The sequence below is a fragment of the Kitasatospora sp. NPDC087861 genome (assembly GCF_044742585.1).
GTDB lineage: Bacteria > Actinomycetota > Actinomycetes > Streptomycetales > Streptomycetaceae > Kitasatospora.
The window spans coordinates 96527-113517 of the sequence record NZ_JBIUUS010000025.1 but is presented as its reverse complement, the minus strand read 5'-3'; the positions used below and the strand labels follow the sequence as shown (position 1 = coordinate 113517).

The 16991-nt window shown below is 73.3% G+C and carries 13 protein-coding genes and 1 pseudogene; 7 read left to right on the top strand and 7 right to left on the bottom strand.

Going from position 1 to position 16991, the window contains the following annotated elements:
- A pseudogene (locus tag ACIOJE_RS30005) lies at positions 1-236 on the bottom strand (hypothetical protein); the annotation flags it as partial.
- 459 nt (positions 237-695) lie between these two features.
- Between ACIOJE_RS30005 and ACIOJE_RS30000 the strand changes: the two are divergent.
- Positions 696-863: a hypothetical protein gene (locus ACIOJE_RS30000; RefSeq protein WP_400780405.1), complete on the top strand. Its 168-nt coding sequence runs from the start codon at positions 696-698 to the stop codon at positions 861-863.
- A gap of 264 nt (positions 864-1127) precedes the next feature.
- Complete coding sequence (locus ACIOJE_RS29995) at positions 1128-2630, top strand: MFS transporter (protein WP_400780403.1); 1503 nt, start codon at positions 1128-1130, stop codon at positions 2628-2630.
- A 259-nt stretch (positions 2631-2889) separates the two neighbouring features.
- Here ACIOJE_RS29995 and ACIOJE_RS29990 read toward each other — a convergent pair whose 3' ends face one another.
- Genes ACIOJE_RS29990 through ACIOJE_RS29965 form a run of 6 tightly spaced genes read right to left on the bottom strand, consistent with a single transcriptional unit; the run spans position 2890 to position 11151 of the window.
- On the bottom strand, positions 2890-3582 hold the full coding sequence (locus tag ACIOJE_RS29990; protein WP_280684150.1) for a ribonuclease H: 693 nt from the start codon (positions 3580-3582) through the stop codon (positions 2890-2892).
- Between the two features lie 43 nt (positions 3583-3625).
- Positions 3626-5851: an MGH1-like glycoside hydrolase domain-containing protein gene (locus ACIOJE_RS29985; protein WP_400780400.1), complete on the bottom strand. Its 2226-nt coding sequence runs from the start codon at positions 5849-5851 to the stop codon at positions 3626-3628.
- The gene (locus ACIOJE_RS29980) at positions 5848-7914 is read right to left on the bottom strand and encodes a beta-galactosidase (RefSeq protein ID WP_400780397.1); all 2067 of its coding nucleotides are present in this window, start codon (positions 7912-7914) and stop codon (positions 5848-5850) included. The genes ACIOJE_RS29985 and ACIOJE_RS29980 overlap by 4 nt, the downstream gene beginning before the upstream one ends.
- Positions 7915-7922: 8 nt before the next feature.
- Positions 7923-8804, bottom strand: a complete 882-nt coding sequence (locus ACIOJE_RS29975) for a carbohydrate ABC transporter permease (protein ID WP_280684156.1) — start codon at positions 8802-8804, stop codon at positions 7923-7925.
- Positions 8801-9733, bottom strand: coding sequence for a carbohydrate ABC transporter permease (locus ACIOJE_RS29970; RefSeq protein WP_400780393.1), 933 nt, complete (start codon positions 9731-9733; stop codon positions 8801-8803). The genes ACIOJE_RS29975 and ACIOJE_RS29970 overlap by 4 nt, the downstream gene beginning before the upstream one ends.
- 11 nt (positions 9734-9744) lie before the next feature.
- A complete protein-coding gene (locus tag ACIOJE_RS29965) occupies positions 9745-11151 on the bottom strand; it encodes an ABC transporter substrate-binding protein (RefSeq protein WP_400780390.1) in 1407 nt (468 codons plus the stop codon).
- Positions 11152-11247: 96 nt separating this feature from the next.
- Here ACIOJE_RS29965 and gcvPA point away from each other — a divergent pair, with 96 nt between their 5' ends.
- The 5 genes from gcvPA to ACIOJE_RS29940 are packed head-to-tail and all read left to right on the top strand — an operon-like array spanning position 11248 to position 16885.
- Complete coding sequence (gene gcvPA, locus ACIOJE_RS29960) at positions 11248-12606, top strand: aminomethyl-transferring glycine dehydrogenase subunit GcvPA (RefSeq protein ID WP_400780387.1); 1359 nt, start codon at positions 11248-11250, stop codon at positions 12604-12606.
- Positions 12603-14249 carry an aminomethyl-transferring glycine dehydrogenase subunit GcvPB gene (gene gcvPB / locus ACIOJE_RS29955; protein WP_280684164.1) on the top strand — a complete coding sequence of 549 codons (1647 nt, stop codon included), beginning with the start codon at positions 12603-12605 and terminating at the stop codon, positions 14247-14249. Before gcvPA ends, gcvPB begins: the two co-directional genes overlap by 4 nt.
- Positions 14246-15388: an ATP-NAD kinase family protein gene (locus ACIOJE_RS29950; RefSeq protein ID WP_400780383.1), complete on the top strand. Its 1143-nt coding sequence runs from the start codon at positions 14246-14248 to the stop codon at positions 15386-15388. Before gcvPB ends, ACIOJE_RS29950 begins: the two co-directional genes overlap by 4 nt.
- 49 nt (positions 15389-15437) lie before the next feature.
- Positions 15438-16184, top strand: coding sequence for an SDR family NAD(P)-dependent oxidoreductase (locus tag ACIOJE_RS29945; RefSeq protein WP_400780380.1), 747 nt, complete (start codon positions 15438-15440; stop codon positions 16182-16184).
- 47 nt (positions 16185-16231) lie between these two features.
- Positions 16232-16885, top strand: coding sequence for a GntR family transcriptional regulator (locus ACIOJE_RS29940; protein ID WP_280684170.1), 654 nt, complete (start codon positions 16232-16234; stop codon positions 16883-16885).
- Positions 16886-16991: the final 106 nt, after the last annotated feature.

Sequence of the window (16991 nt, the reverse complement as noted above, 5' to 3'; positions counted from 1 at the left end):
ACCGACAACCGCTCCGCCACCCGCCGACCCGTCTTACCCGTGCCACCCACCACGAGCACCACACCATCATCGACCGGAAGATCCACAACACCCTTACGCGTCATCACAACCACCTCATTCGAAGAAACGGAGAAAACCGACGGGACCGACCCGCCGAAGACGCCGAGGGCGTCCGGCCGGTCCGACGCGATCCGGGGGCTCCGTCCGATCTGCGAGCCCGTTCGGTTCGTCGTCATGGCACCATTCAAATCCACCCCGAGTCGGCGAACCATAGCCACCGCACTCACGTCCATGCGCGAGCGTCTACACCGCCCACCAGCGGCTGTCCGCCCGTGCAAGGCCGCCCACGAGGCCGCGGCCAGGGTTCCACCACCACCCACCACAACACAGCCCACCCCCGCCGGAAAGACCTTTCCACCGCCTCTCGACCCCTCCTCGACCTCCCCGGGAAATCACCGTGAAAGGGGCCGGAAAGGGAGTAGGGGGAGGCGGCCTGGAAATCCCGGCGGAATCCGGTCCGGCACCCCGCCGCCCCGGCCGGCGGCTCTCCGGACCACTGGAGCGGGTCGCACCTGGACCCGTACCGCGTCCAGCTGATCGCCTGTCTGGACTCGCCCGGCGAGGCCGAGTTCCTGACCGACTGCACGTTCACCTCGGACTCCCTCAAGCTCCACCGGGGCACGTACGAGGTGAGCGTGTACGAGGCCAGGACCGGCAGGAAGGTCGGCACCGAGCAGCTGCTCGGCAGTGCGAAGCCCAGCTGCCCGGGCATGGCCTACCTGAAGAAGGACGTCTCCAAGCTGCACACCGAGCCCGAGTTCGCGGACTACCAGCAGGTGTTGCGCAAGTACGTCGAGCAGTAGGCCCGCTCCCTGGCCCCGGCCCGCCGGGCGCAGCCGCCACGGCTGTGCCCGGGAGCGCGCCACCCGCCCCACGACGGGCACCGGCCTCCCGGCACCCCGGCGACACGAGAGGACCGCATCGTCCCCGCGTCCCCTCCGACCCCCGGGCAGAATGACGGAGAGGGCGTCACCGCTCACCGAGCGTGACGATCGTGCCCCGGTGTGGTCGCGGGCGAAGCGGGCAGACGCGGGGCCTTCCGTTTCGAGGAGCGAAGGAGGCCCGTCGTGGCCGATCACGCGAAGCCGTCCGCACCACGGACACCGGCCGATCCCGCCGGTGGATCCCTGGTCGTCGAGACCGACGTGCCGGCGAGGCTGGACCGGTTGCCGTGGTCCCGCTGGCACTGGCGGATCGTCATCGGCCTGGGCACCGTCTGGATCCTGGACGGCCTGGAGGTCACCATCGTCGGCAACATGGCGGCCCGGCTCGCGCAGCCCGGCAGCGGCATCAGCATCACGACGGCCCAGGTGACCACCGTCGCCGCCGCGACCTACGTGGCGGGCGCCTGCAGCGGGGCGCTGTTCTTCGGCTGGCTGACCGACCGGCTCGGGCGCAAGAAACTGTTCATGCTGACGCTCGCCGTGTACCTGGCGGCGACCGCCATCACCTCGCTCTCCTGGACGGCCTGGTTCTTTTTCCTCTGCCGCTTCTTCACCGGCTTCGGCATCGGCGGCGAGTACGCGGCGATCAACTCGGCGATCGACGAGCTGATCCCGGCCCGGGTGCGCGGCCGAATCGACCTGATCATCAACGGCAGTTTCTGGGTCGGCGCCGCGATCGGCGCCTTCGCGTCCGTCGCGCTGCTCGACACCTCGCTCTTCGCGACGGACGTGGGCTGGCGGCTCGCCTTCGGGATGGGCGTGGTGCTGGGGCTGGCGATCCTGCTGGTCCGCCGGCACGTTCCGGAGAGTCCGCGCTGGCTGTTCACCCACGGGCGGGCCGAAGAGGCCGAGACGGTGGTGGCCGGGGCCGAGGAGATCGTGGAGCGGGAGACCGGCCGACCGCTGCCGCCGGTCACCGGGAAGCCGATCAGGATCCGGGAGCGCGGCCCGCTCGGCTTCGTCACCCTCGCCCGCACCGTCATCCGCCGCTACCCACGCCGCACGGTGCTCGGTCTCGCGCTGTTCATCGGCCAGGCGTTCCTCTACAACTCGGTGACCTTCGGCTACGCCGTCATCCTGACCACGTACTTCGACGTGCCGGAGGGCGACACCGGCTACTACTTCGCGGTGATCGCGGTCGGCAACTTCCTCGGCCCACTGCTGCTCGGCCACCTCTTCGACTCGGTCGGGCGGGTGCCGATGATCGCCGGCACGTACATCGGCTCCGGGCTGCTCCTGTTCGGCACCGCCGCGCTCTTCCAGCGCGGCGCCCTCTCCGCCACCGGCATGACGGCCTGTTGGACGGCCGTGCTCTTCCTGGCCTCCGCCGGGGCCAGCGCGGCCTACCTGACGGTCAGCGAGATCTTCCCGCTGGAGACCAGGGCGATGTCCATCGCCTTCTTCTACGCCGTCGGCACGGCGGTCGGCGGCATCAGCGGGCCGCTGCTCTTCAACGGCCTGGTGAGCAGCGGGAAGGTCTCGCAGACCACGCTGGCGTTCTGCATCGGGGCGGCGCTGATGACGGCCGCGGGGCTGGTGGAGGCCGCGATCGGCATCCGGGCGGAGGGGCGCAGCCTGGAGTCGCTGGCCACCCCGCTGAGCGCCGTCGAGCCGGCCGAGAGGTAGCGAGCCGTCGGGCGCCCGGCCGCCGGGCACTCGGCCTCCGGGTCCAGACGCCGCCGGGCACTCCGCCTCCGAGTCCAGACGCCGCCGGGCACTCCGCCTCCGAGTCCAGGCGCCGCCGGGCAGCCGGCCTCCGGATTCAGGCGTCGCCCGGCTCCGGCAGCGGCGTGTCCCAGGCCGGCGGACGGGGCCGGGCCGCGACGGCCACCGCCACAGCGACGGCCGTCGAGGCCGGCAGCCCGAACGCACCCGGACCCGAGGCTCAGGCGTGGGCGCCCACGCACTCCGGGTGTCCCCAGCTGCCGCCCACCTTGGTGATCGTGTCGCCCTTGGCGTAGGGACGGGTGCACGGGCAGGTGCCGGCGAATCGGGCGGACAGGGTCCGCGAGCCTCCCGAGGAGGCCCGCTTCGGCTTCGACCCGGCCGAGGAGGCGGTGCGGGCGCCGCGCGAGGGGGAGGTCCGGGCCGGTTCCGGCTCGGGGAGGTCGGCGCCCGTCCCGCCCGCGGCCTCCTGGCGGCGGGCGGCGTCGCTGGCGGCCTTGTCGGCGATGGCGTTCAGCGGGTCGCCGTTCACCTGGTGGGCGGGCACGTACACGAAGGTGACGTCCCGCCCCTCCAGGAGCGCGTCGATGTGCTGGATCAGCGCCTGGTTGGCCACCGGCTTGCCGGCGGCGGTCTTCCAGCCGTTGCGCTTCCAGCCGACCAGCCACTTCGTCACCGCGTCGCGGGTGTACGTGCTGTCGAGACGGACCTCCAGCGGTACGGCGGGGTCCGTCGCGACCAGCAGCTGCTCCAACGCCGTCAGCTCGCCCACGTTGTTGGTGCTGTGCCCGAGCGGACCGGCCTGCCAGCGCTGCGGCACTCCGGCGGCGTCCGCGACCACGTAGGCCCAGGCCGCCGGCCCGGGGTTGCCCTTGGCCGCTCCGTCACAGGCTGCGATGAGTCGTTCGTTCATGCACCGATCATGCCAGGGCCGGGCGGGTACCTCGAAGCGCCGGTCAGCTGCGCAGGAGCAGCAGGAGCAGGGCGGCGGACCAGCTGAAGTTGGTGGAGTTCCGCCCCTCCCCCGTCAGCGGGTCGTAGTTCTCCCGCAGCGGCCCGTCACCGCCGAGGCCGGCGGCCGTCGCCAGCAGCCGGTCCGTCGCCTGCCGGGCGTCCTGGTTCCAGCCGTACCGGCGCAGGCCCTCGATGGCGAAGTAGGTCTGGTCGAGCCAGGCCAGCCCGCGCCAGTACCCGGCCGGATCGAAGTACGCGGAACTGCGGGCCACCGTCGGGAACGGCAGCGCGGTGCCGAACTCCGCCGGGTCGAGCAGCAGCCTGCGCACCGCCCGGGCCTGGGCGGGGGTCGCGGTGCCGGACCAGAGCGGGATCGCACCCTCGATGCCGCGTCCGCGGCCGGTGAGCCGGGCCCCGGTGGCCAGGTCCGTGTCGTGGAACCAGCCCGTGGCCGGGTCGAACATGGTGTCGCGCACGGCCCGGTCGATCGCGTCGGCCCGGCCGCGCAGCCGCTGGGCGGTGGCACGGTCGCCCAGTTCGGCGGCGATGGCGGCCAGCGAGCGGTGGTCGGCGGCCAGGTAGGCGTTCAGGTCGACGGACCGCTGGGTCAGGGACCAGCCCAGCAGGGCCCCCTGCGCGCCGTGGTTGGCGACGACCGTGGTGCCGAGCGCGGCGTCGAAGCGCGGCGCGTTGTCCATGCCGGACTCCCAGGCCGCCGCCAGGACGCAGTCCTGCGGGGCGGCGTTGCCCGGGTCGACCGTGGCGCCGTACTCGCACAGGCCCTCGCCCTCGTGGTCCCGGTTGCGGTACCACCACTCCTGGTAGGCGGTCAGCTTGGGCAGCATCTCGCGCAGGAACGTGCGGTCGCCGCCGTGCCGGTAGACCTCCCAGACCGCCCAGGCGGCCAGCGGGGGCTTGGAGTTGCGCTCGTTCCAGTTGCCGCCGCCGGTGCTCGGGTCGTTGTAGAAGACGCAGTCCGGGATCATCCCGGCGTCCTGCGGGCGGTCGGCGGAGTCGGGTCGGATCTGGTGGTCGAACATCGCCCGGATCTGGTCGGCGGCGAGGCCGGGGGCGAAGACGGCGGTGCCGGCGGCCTGCTTCCAGGTGTCCCAGGCCCAGACCCCGCTGAACCACTTGTACGAGAGCGAGGGCGTGATCGCGTCGTGCCGGATCCGCCCGGCCGGGCTGCGCCAGTTGGTGACGAGGGTCTGTACGCACTTGACGGCCGCCCGGCGGCGCGCGGCCGGGACGCCCTCGGTCGCCCGGGCGACGTACCCGGCCCAACGGGCGGCGCCCGCCGCCGCGACCCGGTCCGGGGCGCGCAGCGCGGCGTCCGCCTCGGCGGCGGCGCGGGCGTACTCGGCCTCGGTGAACGTGTAGCTCTCGGTCCAGGCCAGGGTGCGGGCCGCGCCCGGTGCCAGCCGTACGGCGTCGGCCAGTTCGGTGCGGTGGCTGTCGCCGCTGACGATGGTGCGGACCGGCGCGGCGTGGCGGACCTCGAAGCGCTCGGTGCCGTCGGTGAGGTAGTCCCACGTCCGCCGCACGCGCGCGAACCGGACGGCTACGCCGCGCTCGGCGGCGACCAGGTGGGGGGCGTCACGCTGCGGGGCGTCGGCCGGGCGGAGCAGCGTCCCGGTCCAGGCGACCCGCAGGGTCCGCTCGCCCGCGCCGTCGTTGGCCAGCCGCGCCCGGACCAGGGCGGTGCGGTTGCCCGCGAAGCGCAGTTCCAGGGTGAGCTCCAGTCCGCCGCCGAGCTCGTAGGACTGCCGCAGCAGGCCGGGCAGCGAGGTGAGCCGGGGGGCTGCGCCGCCTGCGAGGTCCAGCGCCCGGCCCTGCTCGCTCAGGTGGATCCGGCTGAGGCCGTCGCTGAGCCACCACGGGTACTCCTGGGCCACGTGGAGCGGGCCGGTGAAACCGCCGAGCGGCTCCTGCGGGCGCGGCAGGGCGTAGGCGTGCCAGGCGCCCAGGTCGGCGAAGACGTTGATCGGGTTGTTGCCCCCGGCGTCGCCGGGGTACGCCTGCGCGGGTGTGCCGTGCAGGTCGAGGACGTCGGCGTAGCGGTCGAGCAGGGCTGCGGTGCCGTTGCCGGCCGGGCCTGCGGTGCCGTCGTCGGCCGGGGAGGTGGGGCGCTCGTCGGCGACGGCCGCCGGCGCGACGCCACCCGCGGCGAGGGCGGTGCCGGCGGCGACCGTGGTGGCCAGGACGTGGCGGCGGGTCAGCGGCTTCATGCGCGCTCCTCGGCAGGGGTGGAGGGGGACGGGGAGGCAGAGGTGCGGGGCACCGGCCGGACCCGGACGACGGCGGCGCCCAGCGGTGCGAGGGTGACGCCCTCGGCGACGTCGGTGCCGGTGAGCAGGTCGGTGCCGGGCTCGCCCAGCGTCACCCGGCACTCGGCGGAGCCGTGGTTGAGCAGGAACAGGTAGCCGGTGCCGTCCTCGGCGCGGCGGCGGGTGGCCTCCACGCCCGTCGGCAGGTCCGCCACCTCGGCGGCCACCCCGGCCTCGGCGAGCGGCAGGTCGAGCACCCGGCCGACGTCCGCGCCGAGGTGGCAGCCGAGGTACCAGGCGCTGCCCGTGCCGTGCCGGTGCCGGGTGACGGCCGGGAGGCCGGCCAGTTCTCCGGAGGCGTAGCGGGCGACGGTCTCGGCGCCCTCGGTGTCGATCCACTCGCTCCAGTGCTCCGCCCGGAGCTCCGCCCCGCCCTGGTCGAGCCGGACGGCGGTCGCCGCCCCGTCGGGGATCGGCCAGTGCTCGTCGACGACGACGCCGAACAGCGGCCGCAACGGGCCCGGGTGGCCGCCGGGGTGGATGTGGTCGTGCCGGTCGCTGATGCCGCTGAACGGGCCGCAGACCAGGTGGCCGCCCGCTGTGACGAAGGCGGTGAGCCGGTCGGCGGTGGCGGTGTCGAGCAGGTACAGGTTGGGGGCGAGCAGCAGCCGGTAGCCGTCGAACGCTCCGGTGGGCGGGACGAAGTCCACGGTCACGCCGCGGTCGTGGAGCGCCGCGTACCAGGGCCGGAGCAGGTCGGGCCAGCGCATCCGCGCGGAGGGGTGGTCGTCCAGCTCCAGTGCCCACCAGCTGTCCCAGTCGAGCAGGACGGCCGCCTGCCCGCGCATCCGGGTACCCGCGAGCTCCCCCAGCCGGCGCAGGTCGGCGCCGAACCGGACGGTCTCGCGCCAGCCGCGCGAGGCCGTGCCGCGGTGCGGCAGCATCGCGCTGTGGAACTTCTCGGCCCCGGCCACCGAGGCCCGCCACTGGAAGTGCAGTATCCCGTCCGCGCCCCGGGCCAGCGCCTGCAGTGACCAGAGCCGGTACAGTCCGGGCCGCTTCGGCAGGTTGACGGGCCGCCAGCTGACGGCCGAGGGGGCCTGCTCCATCAGCAGCCACGGCTTGCCGCCCTTGAGCGAGCGCATCAGGTCGTAGTTCATGGCCGCGTTGACGTGCGCGCGAGGGTCCGCCGGGTCAGGGTAGGCGTCGTCGGAGACGAGGTCCTCGTGGCGGCTCCACTCCCAGTAGTCCAGCGACTTGAGCATCGACATGAAGTTGGTGGTGACCGGCACGCCGGGCGAGACCTCGTCGAGGACGGCCTTCTCGGTGCGGTGGAGGGCCAGCAGCGCGTCCGAGCAGAACCGGCGCCAGTCCAGCAGTTGGGTCGGGTTGACCGGTCCGGGCGCGGTGCGCGGCGGCTCGATCTCGTCGAACGACCCGTACCGCTGGGACCAGAAGGCCGTCCCCCAGGACCGGTTGAGCTCCTCGACGGTGCCGTGGCGCTCGCGCAGCCAGCGCCGGAAGTCGGTGGCGGAGGCGGGGCAGAAGCACTCCTGGACGTGGTCGCCGTACTCGTTGTGGATGTGCCACAGGGCCAGCGCCGGGTGGTCGCGGTAGCGCTCGGCCAGGGCCCGGGTGAGCCGGGCGGCGGCGGCCCGGTAGACGGCGGAGGAGGGACAGTAGTGCTGACGCGAGCCGAACTCCAGCCGGACGCCGTCGGCGGTGACGGGCAGCAGCTCCGGGTGGGCCCGCACCAGCCACGCCGGCGGCGAGGCGGTGGCGGTGGCCAGATCGACGGCGATGCCGTGGCCGTGGACGAGGTCGAGCAGCCGGTCCAGCCAGCCGAAGTCCCAGACGTCGGCGGCCGGTTGGAGGCGGGCCCAGGAGAAGACGCCGACGGTGACCAGGTTGACCCCGGCCTCGGCCATCAGCTTCACGTCCTCCGCCCACACCTCCTCGGGCCACTGCTCGGGGTTCCAGTCCCCGCCGTAGAGGAGGCCGGACACACGGGTGAGTGCGTTCATGCGGGCGGTCATCCTTTCAGCGCTCCGCCGAGCAGGCCGGCCACGAACTGCCGCTGGAAGAGCAGGAAGAGCAGCACCAGCGGGAGGGTGGCCAGCAGGGAGCCGAGCATGAGGCCGGAGTAGTCGACGTGGGTGAGCCCGGTCAGTGTGTTGAGCGCGACCGGCACGGTGTACTTGTCCTCGGTGTTGAGCATCAGCAGCGGCCAGATGAAGCTGTTCCACTGGCCCATGAAGGTGAAGATCACCAGCGCGCCCAGCTGCGGCCGCACGCAGGGCAGGACCACCTGGTAGAAGGTGCGCAGTTCGCCGGAGCCGTCGATGCGCGCGGACTCCAGCAGTTCGTCGGGGAAGTCCAGGAAGCCCTGGCGCATCAGCAGGATGCCGAAGGAGTTGGCCAGGAAGGGCAGGATGACTGCCTGGTAGCTGTCGATCCAGCCGACGCTGGCCATCATCTGGAACAGCGGGACGAGCAGCACCTGCAGCGGGATCATCATGGTCGCCAGCACCAGCCCGAGCAGCAGCCCGCGGCCCCGGAAACGGTACTTGGCCAGCCCGTAGCCGCACATCGCCGACAGCACCGAGCTCAGCGCGGTGTAGACGACGGCGATGCCCAGGCTGTTGAGCAGCACCCGGCCGAAGCCGATGCTCTGCTGCAGGTGGGCCAGGTTGCGCAGCAGGTCCCCGCCGGGCAGGAACGGCGGCGGGGAGTGGAAGAGCTCGGAGCTGCTGTGGGTGCTCGCGATCAGCATCCAGACGAAGGGCACCAGGCTGACGACGGCTCCGAGGGCGAGCGCGAGCAGGACGGCGCCGCGGCCGAGCCGGGCGGGCAACGGCCGGGTACGGGGACGGGTACGGGCGGCGGCAGGGGTGGGGGCGGAGGTGGGGCTCACCGGCGGCGTTCCCTTCCGTAGAGCCGGAACTGGAGGAGGGAGACCGCGGCGATGACCAGCACCACGACCCAGGCGATCGCGGCCGCGTAGCCGAAGTCGAGCTGCTGGAAGCCGACCTTGTACAGATAGACCACCGGGGTGAGGGTCGCGTCGCCGGGGCCGCCGCGCGTCAGCACGTAGTTCTCGTCGAAGAGTTGGAGCGTGCCGATGGTGGAGGTGATGACGCAGAACAGCACCACCGGCCGCAGCTGCGGCAGGATCACACTGGTGTAGGTGCGCAGCGTGCCCGCGCCGTCGAGGGCGGCGGCCTCGTACTGGTCCCGGCCGATGGCGTACAGGCCGGCGAGCAGGATGACGGCGTTGTAGCCGGTCCAGCGCCAGGTGACCGAGCCGATCAGGGAGATCCGGGCCCAGGTGGGCGAGTTCAGCCAGTCGACCGGGCCGGCGCCGAGCGCGTGCAGGAGCTGGTTGGCCAGACCGCCGTCGGTGCGCAGCAGGACCTGGAAGACGACGGCGTAGGCGACCAGCGTGGTGACCGCGGGCAGGAAGAAGACCGCCCGCCAGCCGGCCCGGAACCGCAGCCAGGACTGGTTCAGCAGGACGGCCAGCACCAGCGCCAGCCCGATCATCACGGGCACCTGGACGGCCAGGATCATCGCGGTGTTGACCAGGGAGTGCAGGAAGGCCGGGTCGTCCAGCATCCGCCGGTACTGGTCCAGCCCGACCCAGACGGTGACGCCGTCGCGGCGGGCGGTGAAGCTCTGGTAGAGGCTGGCGCCGAGCGGATAGGCGAAGAAGAGGATGAAGAGCACGGCCGTGGGCCCGGCGAAGAGCCAGGCCGCGGAGCGCGGCAGCCGTCGTCGCCGGGTGCGCGCGGTCCGCGCGGGTACGGCGGCCACCTCGGGGGCGGGGGCCTGGAGACTGGTCATGGCGCGTGTCCCTACGGGGCCGGCTGGCGACTGGTCGCGGTGGCGATCTGGCGGGCGGCGGAGCGCAGCACGGTGCCGGGATCGGCTCCGCCGTGCAGCACCTGGTTGACGGCGGTGTTGACGATGTCGCCGGCCTTGGAGTCGTCGGCGGTGACCTCGACGGTGGGGATGGACCTGGCGAGGTCGGCGAACAGCCGCATGGCCGGCTGGTTCGCGTAGTAGGCGTCGGGCTGCTGGAAGTACGGGTGGTCCAGGGCCGGGAGGTAGGCGGGGAAGAGTCCCTCGTGCTCCATCATCGAGGCCTGGTTGGCCTTGTCGGCGAGCAGGGCGGAGATGAACGCCCAGGCCAGTTCCGGGTTCTTGCTCTGTGCGGTGACGGAGAGGGTGGAGCCGCCGTTGTTGGAGGTGCGACAGCCGCCGGGGGTGAACGCGGGCAGCGGCACGACGCCGAACTTGCCGGTCAGGTCGGCCATCTCGCTGGTGAGGGTGCCGTCCCACCAGGCGGCGGTGGGGATGGTGGCGACCTTGCCGTCGTGGGTGCCGGAGACCAGGCCGTCCCAGCCGTCCTCGAAGTCGACGAGGCCCCGGTCGACCAGCTGTTTCATCAGGGTGAGCGCCTGCTCGGCGGCGGGTGAGGCGACGGCGACCTTGCCGTCCACGAACCAGCCCTGGCCCTGCTGTTGGAGCAGCAGGGAGAACGTGCTGTCCTGCTTGGTGTCCATGATGAGCAGCTTCTTGCCGGTGCGGGCCTTGAGGGTGGTCCCGGCGGCGAGGTAGTCGTCCCAGGTGGCGAGGCCGGCCGGATCGACGCCGGCCTGCTGGAAGTGGTCGCGGCGGTAGAAGAGGGCGCAGGGGCCGCTGTCCCAGGGCAGTGCGAAGACCCGGCCGGCCGCGTTGGTGACGGTGCGCCAGGCCGCCTGCGCGAAGTCCGGGGCGAGGCCGGCGGCCCGGCCGGTCAGGTCGACCAGCGCGTTGGGGAAGTTGCCGATGTAGGTGGGCAGTCGGTGGCCCTCGACGGTCAGCACGTCCGGTAGCCCGCTGCCGGCACTGAGTCCGACGGTGATCTTGTCGTAGGCGTTGTCGTAGCCGATGTCGACGACGTCGATGGTGGTGCCGGGGTGGGCCTGTTCGAAGGCCTTGCCGAGCCGCTGCATGGCCTTGGCGGCCACGTCCCAGGACCAGACGGTGATCTTCCCGGCGAGTTTGCCGCCGGAGCCGGCGTCCAGCCGCTTGGCGTCCGGGGTCCCGGCGCCGCCGGTGGCGCAGCCCGCCGCCCCGGTCAGCAGCAGCGCGCCGCCGGCCAGCCCGGCGCCGAGGACACGGCGGCGGGAGGGGCCCGAGCCGGGCCCGCACCGACCACCGCCGGGGCCGTCAACGTGTCTGCGACGACTGCCGGTTGAGATCGTTCCTCCCGACATCTTGCCTCCTGAAGAGTGAATGCCGAATGCTGTATACAGAACTCAGCACACACAGTGCCGTCAAGGCCTGTGACCGAAATCGCGGAAGGTGCCAGGATGACCGCACGCGTTCCCCGAACCCACCCGTACATCCCCAACTCCGCCCCCGACGTCAAGACCGCGATGCTGGCGGCGATCGGCGCGCGGACCGTCGAGGAGTTCTACGCCGACATCCCCGCCGCGCTGCGGCTGGATCGCCCGCTGCGGCTGCCCGAGCCGCTCGGCTCCGAGGCCCGACTGGTCGCCCACATGGAGGAGTTGCTCTCCCGCAACGCCGCCGTCCCGCCCGGCCGCAGCTTCCTCGGCGCCGGGTGCTACCGCCACCACGTGCCCGCCGTGGTCGACGAGGTCGTCAACCGCAGCGAGTTCCTCACCGCCTACGCCGGCGAGCCGTACGAGGACCACGGCCGCTTCCAGGCGCTGTGGGAGTACCAGTCCCTGATGGCCGAGCTGCTGGCGGTCGAGGTCGTCAACGTGCCCACCTACGACGGCTTCCAGGCCGCCGCGACCGCACTGCGGATGGCCGGCCGGGCGACCGGGCGGCGCCGGCTGGTCCTCGTCGGCGAGCTCGACCCCGACAAGCTGTCCCGGATCCACGACTACGTGCACGGGATCCACGACCTCGTGCACGTCCCCGCCGAGCCCGAGGCCGTCCACGCCGCCCTCGCCACCGGCGACACCGCCGCCGTCTTCGCCGAGCTGACCGACCACCGCGGCCGGGTCGACCCCGAGCTGCCGCAGTACGTCGAACTCGCCCACCGGGCGGGCGCGCTGGCCGTCGTCGGCGCCAACCCGCTGAGCCTCGGCGTGCTCGCCCCGCCCGCCTCCTTCGGCGCCGACCTCACCTGCGGCGACCTCCAGCCGCTCGGCATCCACCCCAGCTTCGGCGGCGGCAACGCGGGCTTCATCGCCAGCCAGGACGACGAACGCCTGGTCGCCGAGTACCCGAGCCGCCTCTTCGGCCTCGTCCCCACCGACGTGCCGGGCGAGTACGGCTTCGGCGACGTCGCCTACGAGCGCACCTCCTTCGCGCTGCGCGAGGAGGGCAAGGAGTGGGTCGGCACCGCCGCCGCCCTGCACGGCATCGCCGCCGGGGTCTACCTCGCGCTGATGGGGCCGCACGGCATGCGCGAGATCGGCGAGACGATCCTCGCCCACACCGCCTACGCCCGCCGGCGCCTCGCCGAGGTCCCCGGCGTGGCGGCGGGCGACCCCGAGGCCGTGCACTTCGCCGACTTCACCCTCCGCTACACCGGCGAGCGCACCGCCGCCGAGATCGCCGCCGCCCTGCTCGACCGCGGCTTCCACGCCGGCACCCCGGCCGGGGAGCGCGAGGGCCGCTACTGCGTCACCGAGCTCCACACCCAGGCCGACATCGACCGCCTCGCCGCCGCCCTTGAGGAGATCGTCAAGTGACGGACCATCACCCGATCGCCGGCCGTCAGCCGATCGCCGGCGAGCCCGAGACCACCGACCGGCCCGGGACGACCGACCCGCGGATCGCGCCGAAGCCCGCCCTGCGCCGCTTCCACCAGGCCCGCTGGGACGAGAAGCTGATCTTCGAACTGGGCGCGCCCGGCGAGCGCGGAATCCTGCCCCCGACGCCCGAACCCGCCGTGACCGCCGCCGTCGGCAGCCCCGCCGACCGCCTGCCCGCCGCACTGCGCCGCGGCACCCCGCCCGCGCTGCCCGAACTCGGCCAGCAGCAGGTGCTCCGCCACTACCTGCGGCTCTCCCAGGAGAACCTCGGCGCCGACCTCAACATCGACGTCGGCCAGGGCACCTGCACCATGAAGTACAGCCCCAAGGTCAACGACTCCTTCGTCCGCGACCCGCGGATCGCCGCCCTGCACCCGGCCCAGGACGCCACGACCGTCCAGGGCGTGCTCGAACTCGTCCATCGGCTGGAGCAGTTGCTCAAAGAGGTGTCCGGCATGGACCGGGTCTCGCTGCAGCCCGGCGCCGGATCCGCCGCGATCTGGACCAACGTCTCCGTCATCCGCGCCCACTTCGCCGCCCGCGGCGAACCGGAGCAGCGCGACGAGGTCATCACCACCGCCTTCTCGCACCCCTCCAACGCCGCCTGCGCCAAGACCGCCGGGTTCAAGGTGATCACGCTCCACCCGGACGCGGACGGCTACCCCGACATCGAGGCGCTGCGCGCCGCCGTCGGCCCCCGCACCGCCGCGCTGCTCATCACCAACCCCGAGGACACCGGGATCTACAACCCCCGGATCGCCGAGTTCGTCCGCATCGTCCACGCGGCCGGCGGTCTGTGCGCCTACGACCAGGCCAACGCCAACGGCGTGCTCGGCATCACCCGGGCCCGCGAGGCCGGCTTCGACCTGTGCCACTTCAACCTGCACAAGACCTTCTCCACCCCGCACGCCTGTGGCGGCCCGGCCGCCGGCGCCTGCGGCGTCACCGCCGAGCTCGCGCCCTACCTGCCGCGCCCCACCGTCGAGTTCGACGGCGAGCGGTACGTCCTCGACCACGACCGGCCGGAGTCCATCGGCAAGATCCGCCCGTACCTGGGCGTCGTCCCGAACCTGGTCCGCGCCTACGCCTGGATCATGTCCCTGGGCGCCGAGGGGCTGCGCGAAGCGGCCGAGATCGCGGTGCTCAACAACAACTACCTGATGCACCGGGTCCAACGGATCCGCGGCGTCAGCGTCCCCTACGCCGAGGGGCGGCCGCGGGTCGAACAGGTCCGCTACAGCTGGCGCCAACTCGCCGAGGACACCGGCCTGCACAGCGAGGACCTCGGCTACCGCGCCGCCGACTTCGGCACCCACTACTGGACCAGCCATCACCCCTACGTCGTCCCCGAGCCGATGACGCTGGAGCCGACCGAGTCCTACTCCCGCGCCGACCTGGACGAGTACGCCGCGATCCTCGCCGAGGTCGCCCGCGAGGCCTACGAGGAGCCGGAGACCGTCCGCACGGCCCCGCACAACTCCACCGTGCACCGCATCCGGCCCGAGCCGCTGGACGACCCGAAGGTGTGGTCCGTCAGCTGGCGCTCCTACCGCCGCAAGGTCCTCGGCGAGCAGCCGTGACGACCGGGATCCGGATCGGGCTCGTGGTCAACCCGGTCGCCGGCCTCGGCGGCCGGGTCGGCCTCAAGGGCAGCGACGGCGCCGAGGTCCAGCGGCGGGCCCGCACCCTCGGCGCCCGACCCGCCGCGACCCTGCGGGCAGAAGTGACACTACGTCAGTTGAACGTGCTGGCACGGTCACTGACCCTGCTCACCGCGGCCGGGCCGATGGGCGCGGACGCGGCGCAGGCGGCCGGCCTGCACGCGACGGTGGTCCACCGGCCCGCCGGCCCGGACACCACGGCCGCGGACACCCGCGCGGCCGTCCGCGCCCTCGTCGCGGCCGGCACGGACCTGCTCCTGTTCTGCGGCGGCGACGGCACGGCCCGCGACGTCCTCGCCGCTCTGGGGCCGGGGCCCGGCCCGCCCGTCCTCGGCATCCCGGCCGGAGTCAAGATGCACTCCGCCGTCTTCGCCGTCCATCCCCGTGCCGCCGCCGAGGTGGCCGCCGCCTGGGCCGGCGGCGAGGGCGTCCGGCTGGTGTCCGCCGAGGTCATGGACCGCGACGAGGCGGCGCTGCGGGACGGCCGGATCTCCGCCCGCCTCCACGGGTGGCTGACCGTCCCGGTCCTGCCCTCCCGGGTCCAGCAGCGCAAGACCGGCAGCTCCGCCACCGACCCCGAGGCGCTGGGCGGCATCGCCGCCGAGGTCGCCGGACGGGTCGGCCCCGGCGGGCTGCTCGCCCTCGGCCCCGGCGGCACCACCCAGGCCGTCGCCGCCGCCCTCGGCGCGGCCGACGCCTGCCCGGGCGGCGTCGACGTGCTGCGCCTCGAACCCGGCGGCACCGCCCGGATCGTGGTCCGCGACGCGCGGGCGGACCAGTTGCTGGCGCTGCCCGCCGCCCCGTGGATCGCGCTGTCGCCGATCGGCGGCCAGGGCTTCCTGCTCGGCCGCGGAAACCAGCAGATCACCCCCGAGCTGCTGCGCACCGCGGGCCCCGAGCGGCTGCTCGTCCTCGCCACCGAGGCGAAGCTCGCCGCCCTCGCCGGCCGTCCGCTCCTGCTGGACACCGGCGATCCCGCGCTGGACCACGCCCTGTCCGGGCACGTCCGGGTGATCACCGGCCGCCGCTCCAGCGCCGTCTACCGCCTCACCGGCTGACCCCATCCCCGCCCCTGCCGCACCCCCTGCCCCGAAGAGGAGCCCCCCAGTGATCGACCTCCACGGCAAGCGCGCCATCGTCACCGGCGCCGCCTCCGGCATCGGCCGGGCCACCGCCGCCCTGCTGGCCGAACTCGGCGCGGCCGTCGTCCTCGCCGACCTCGACACCGACCGCGGCGAGCAGGCCGCCAAGGAGACCGGCGGCGCCTTCGTACGCTGCGACGTCTCCCAACGAGCGGACTGCGAGCGGGTCGTGCGCACCGCCGTCGACCTGCACGGCGGCGTCGACGTGCTGTTCAACAACGCCGGGATCATCCGCCGGTCCACCGTCTGCGACATCCGCGACGACGACTGGGACCTGGTGATGGCCGTCAACGTCCGCTCCATCATGCTGCTCAGCGGCCTGGTCGTGCCGCTGATGGCCGCGAACGGCGGCGGCAGCATCGTCAACACCGGCTCCGGCTGGGGCATCCGGGGCGGCGGCCGGGCCGTCTCCTACTGCGCGTCCAAGGGCGCCGTCGTCAACATGACCCGGGCCATGGCCATCGACCACGGGCCCGACAACATCCGCGTCAACTGCGTGTGCCCGGGCGACACCGACACCGGTATGCTCGCCGAGGAGGCCCGCCAACTCGGCGAGAGCCCCGACGCCTTCTACGCGGATGCCGCCGACCGACCGCTCGGCCGCATCGGCCAGCCTCGGGACATCGCCCAGACCGTCGCCTTCCTCGCCAGTGACGCCGCCACGTTCGTCAGCGGCGCGATCATCGCCGTGGACGGCGCCGGGACCGCCTGACCAACACCCGGCCGGTACGCTACGGACCGAGGAAGAAGGGAAGCCCGATGGCGATCGAGCGGCGTCCGCTGCGCGAACAGGTGAAGGACGAACTCCTGGAGCGGCTGGGCCACGGCCGGTTCACCCCCGGCGAGTCGATCAACGAGGTCCACCTCGCGGAGGAACTGGGCGTCAGCCGCACCCCGTTGCGCGAGGCCCTGATCAGCCTGGAGCGCGAAGGCATCATCACCAGCGAGCGCGGCAAGGGCTTTCGCTTTGCGCCCACCGGCAGGCAGGAGTTCCTCGACCTCACGGCCATCCTGATCGCCCTGGAGTCCCTGGCGCTGCGGACCTCCGACCGGGAGCACCTGTCCGCCATCGCGCCCCGGCTGCTGGCGGAGGCACGCGCCTTCTCCGCGCCGCAGGCTCCGCACGGCACCATAGAGCGCTACGACGACGCCTGGCACGCGCTGTTGCTCTCCGGCTGCGCCAACGCCCGGCTGCGCGAGCTGATCGACTCGCTCAAGCTGACCCTGCACCGCTACGAGCGGGTGGTCGTCGGCGACCACGCGATCCTCGAACGCGCCGCCGAGGAGCACGAGCGGATCGCCCAGTGCCTGCTCGACGGCGACATGGAGCAGGCGGTCGCCGCCCTGGAGGCCAACTGGACCAGCGGCATGGAACGGATCATGGAGCGCCTGCCCGCCGTCGGCACGCGCTGACGTCCGGCCGTCAGCCGTCCACCACCGGCAGAGGTACGGCAGCCCGTGCTTCTGCCGGTGGATCTTCCCGGCGCCAGGCCCCGTCGTACCGCTGTCGGCCGTAGGG

Excerpts from the sequence above, each read along its gene's own strand:
- ACIOJE_RS29970 (WP_400780393.1), bottom strand. The coding sequence starts at position 9,733 with ATGACCAGTCTCCAGGCCCCCGCCCCCGAGGTGGCCGCCGTACCCGCG.
- ACIOJE_RS29940 (WP_280684170.1), top strand. The coding sequence starts at position 16,232 with ATGGCGATCGAGCGGCGTCCGCTGCGCGAACAGGTGAAGGACGAACTC.
- ACIOJE_RS29965 (WP_400780390.1), bottom strand. The coding sequence starts at position 11,151 with ATGTCGGGAGGAACGATCTCAACCGGCAGTCGTCGCAGACACGTTGAC.
- gcvPA (WP_400780387.1), top strand. The coding sequence starts at position 11,248 with ATGACCGCACGCGTTCCCCGAACCCACCCGTACATCCCCAACTCCGCC.
- ACIOJE_RS29990 (WP_280684150.1), bottom strand. The coding sequence starts at position 3,582 with ATGAACGAACGACTCATCGCAGCCTGTGACGGAGCGGCCAAGGGCAAC.
- ACIOJE_RS29980 (WP_400780397.1), bottom strand. The coding sequence starts at position 7,914 with ATGAACGCACTCACCCGTGTGTCCGGCCTCCTCTACGGCGGGGACTGG.
- ACIOJE_RS29985 (WP_400780400.1), bottom strand. The coding sequence starts at position 5,851 with ATGAAGCCGCTGACCCGCCGCCACGTCCTGGCCACCACGGTCGCCGCC.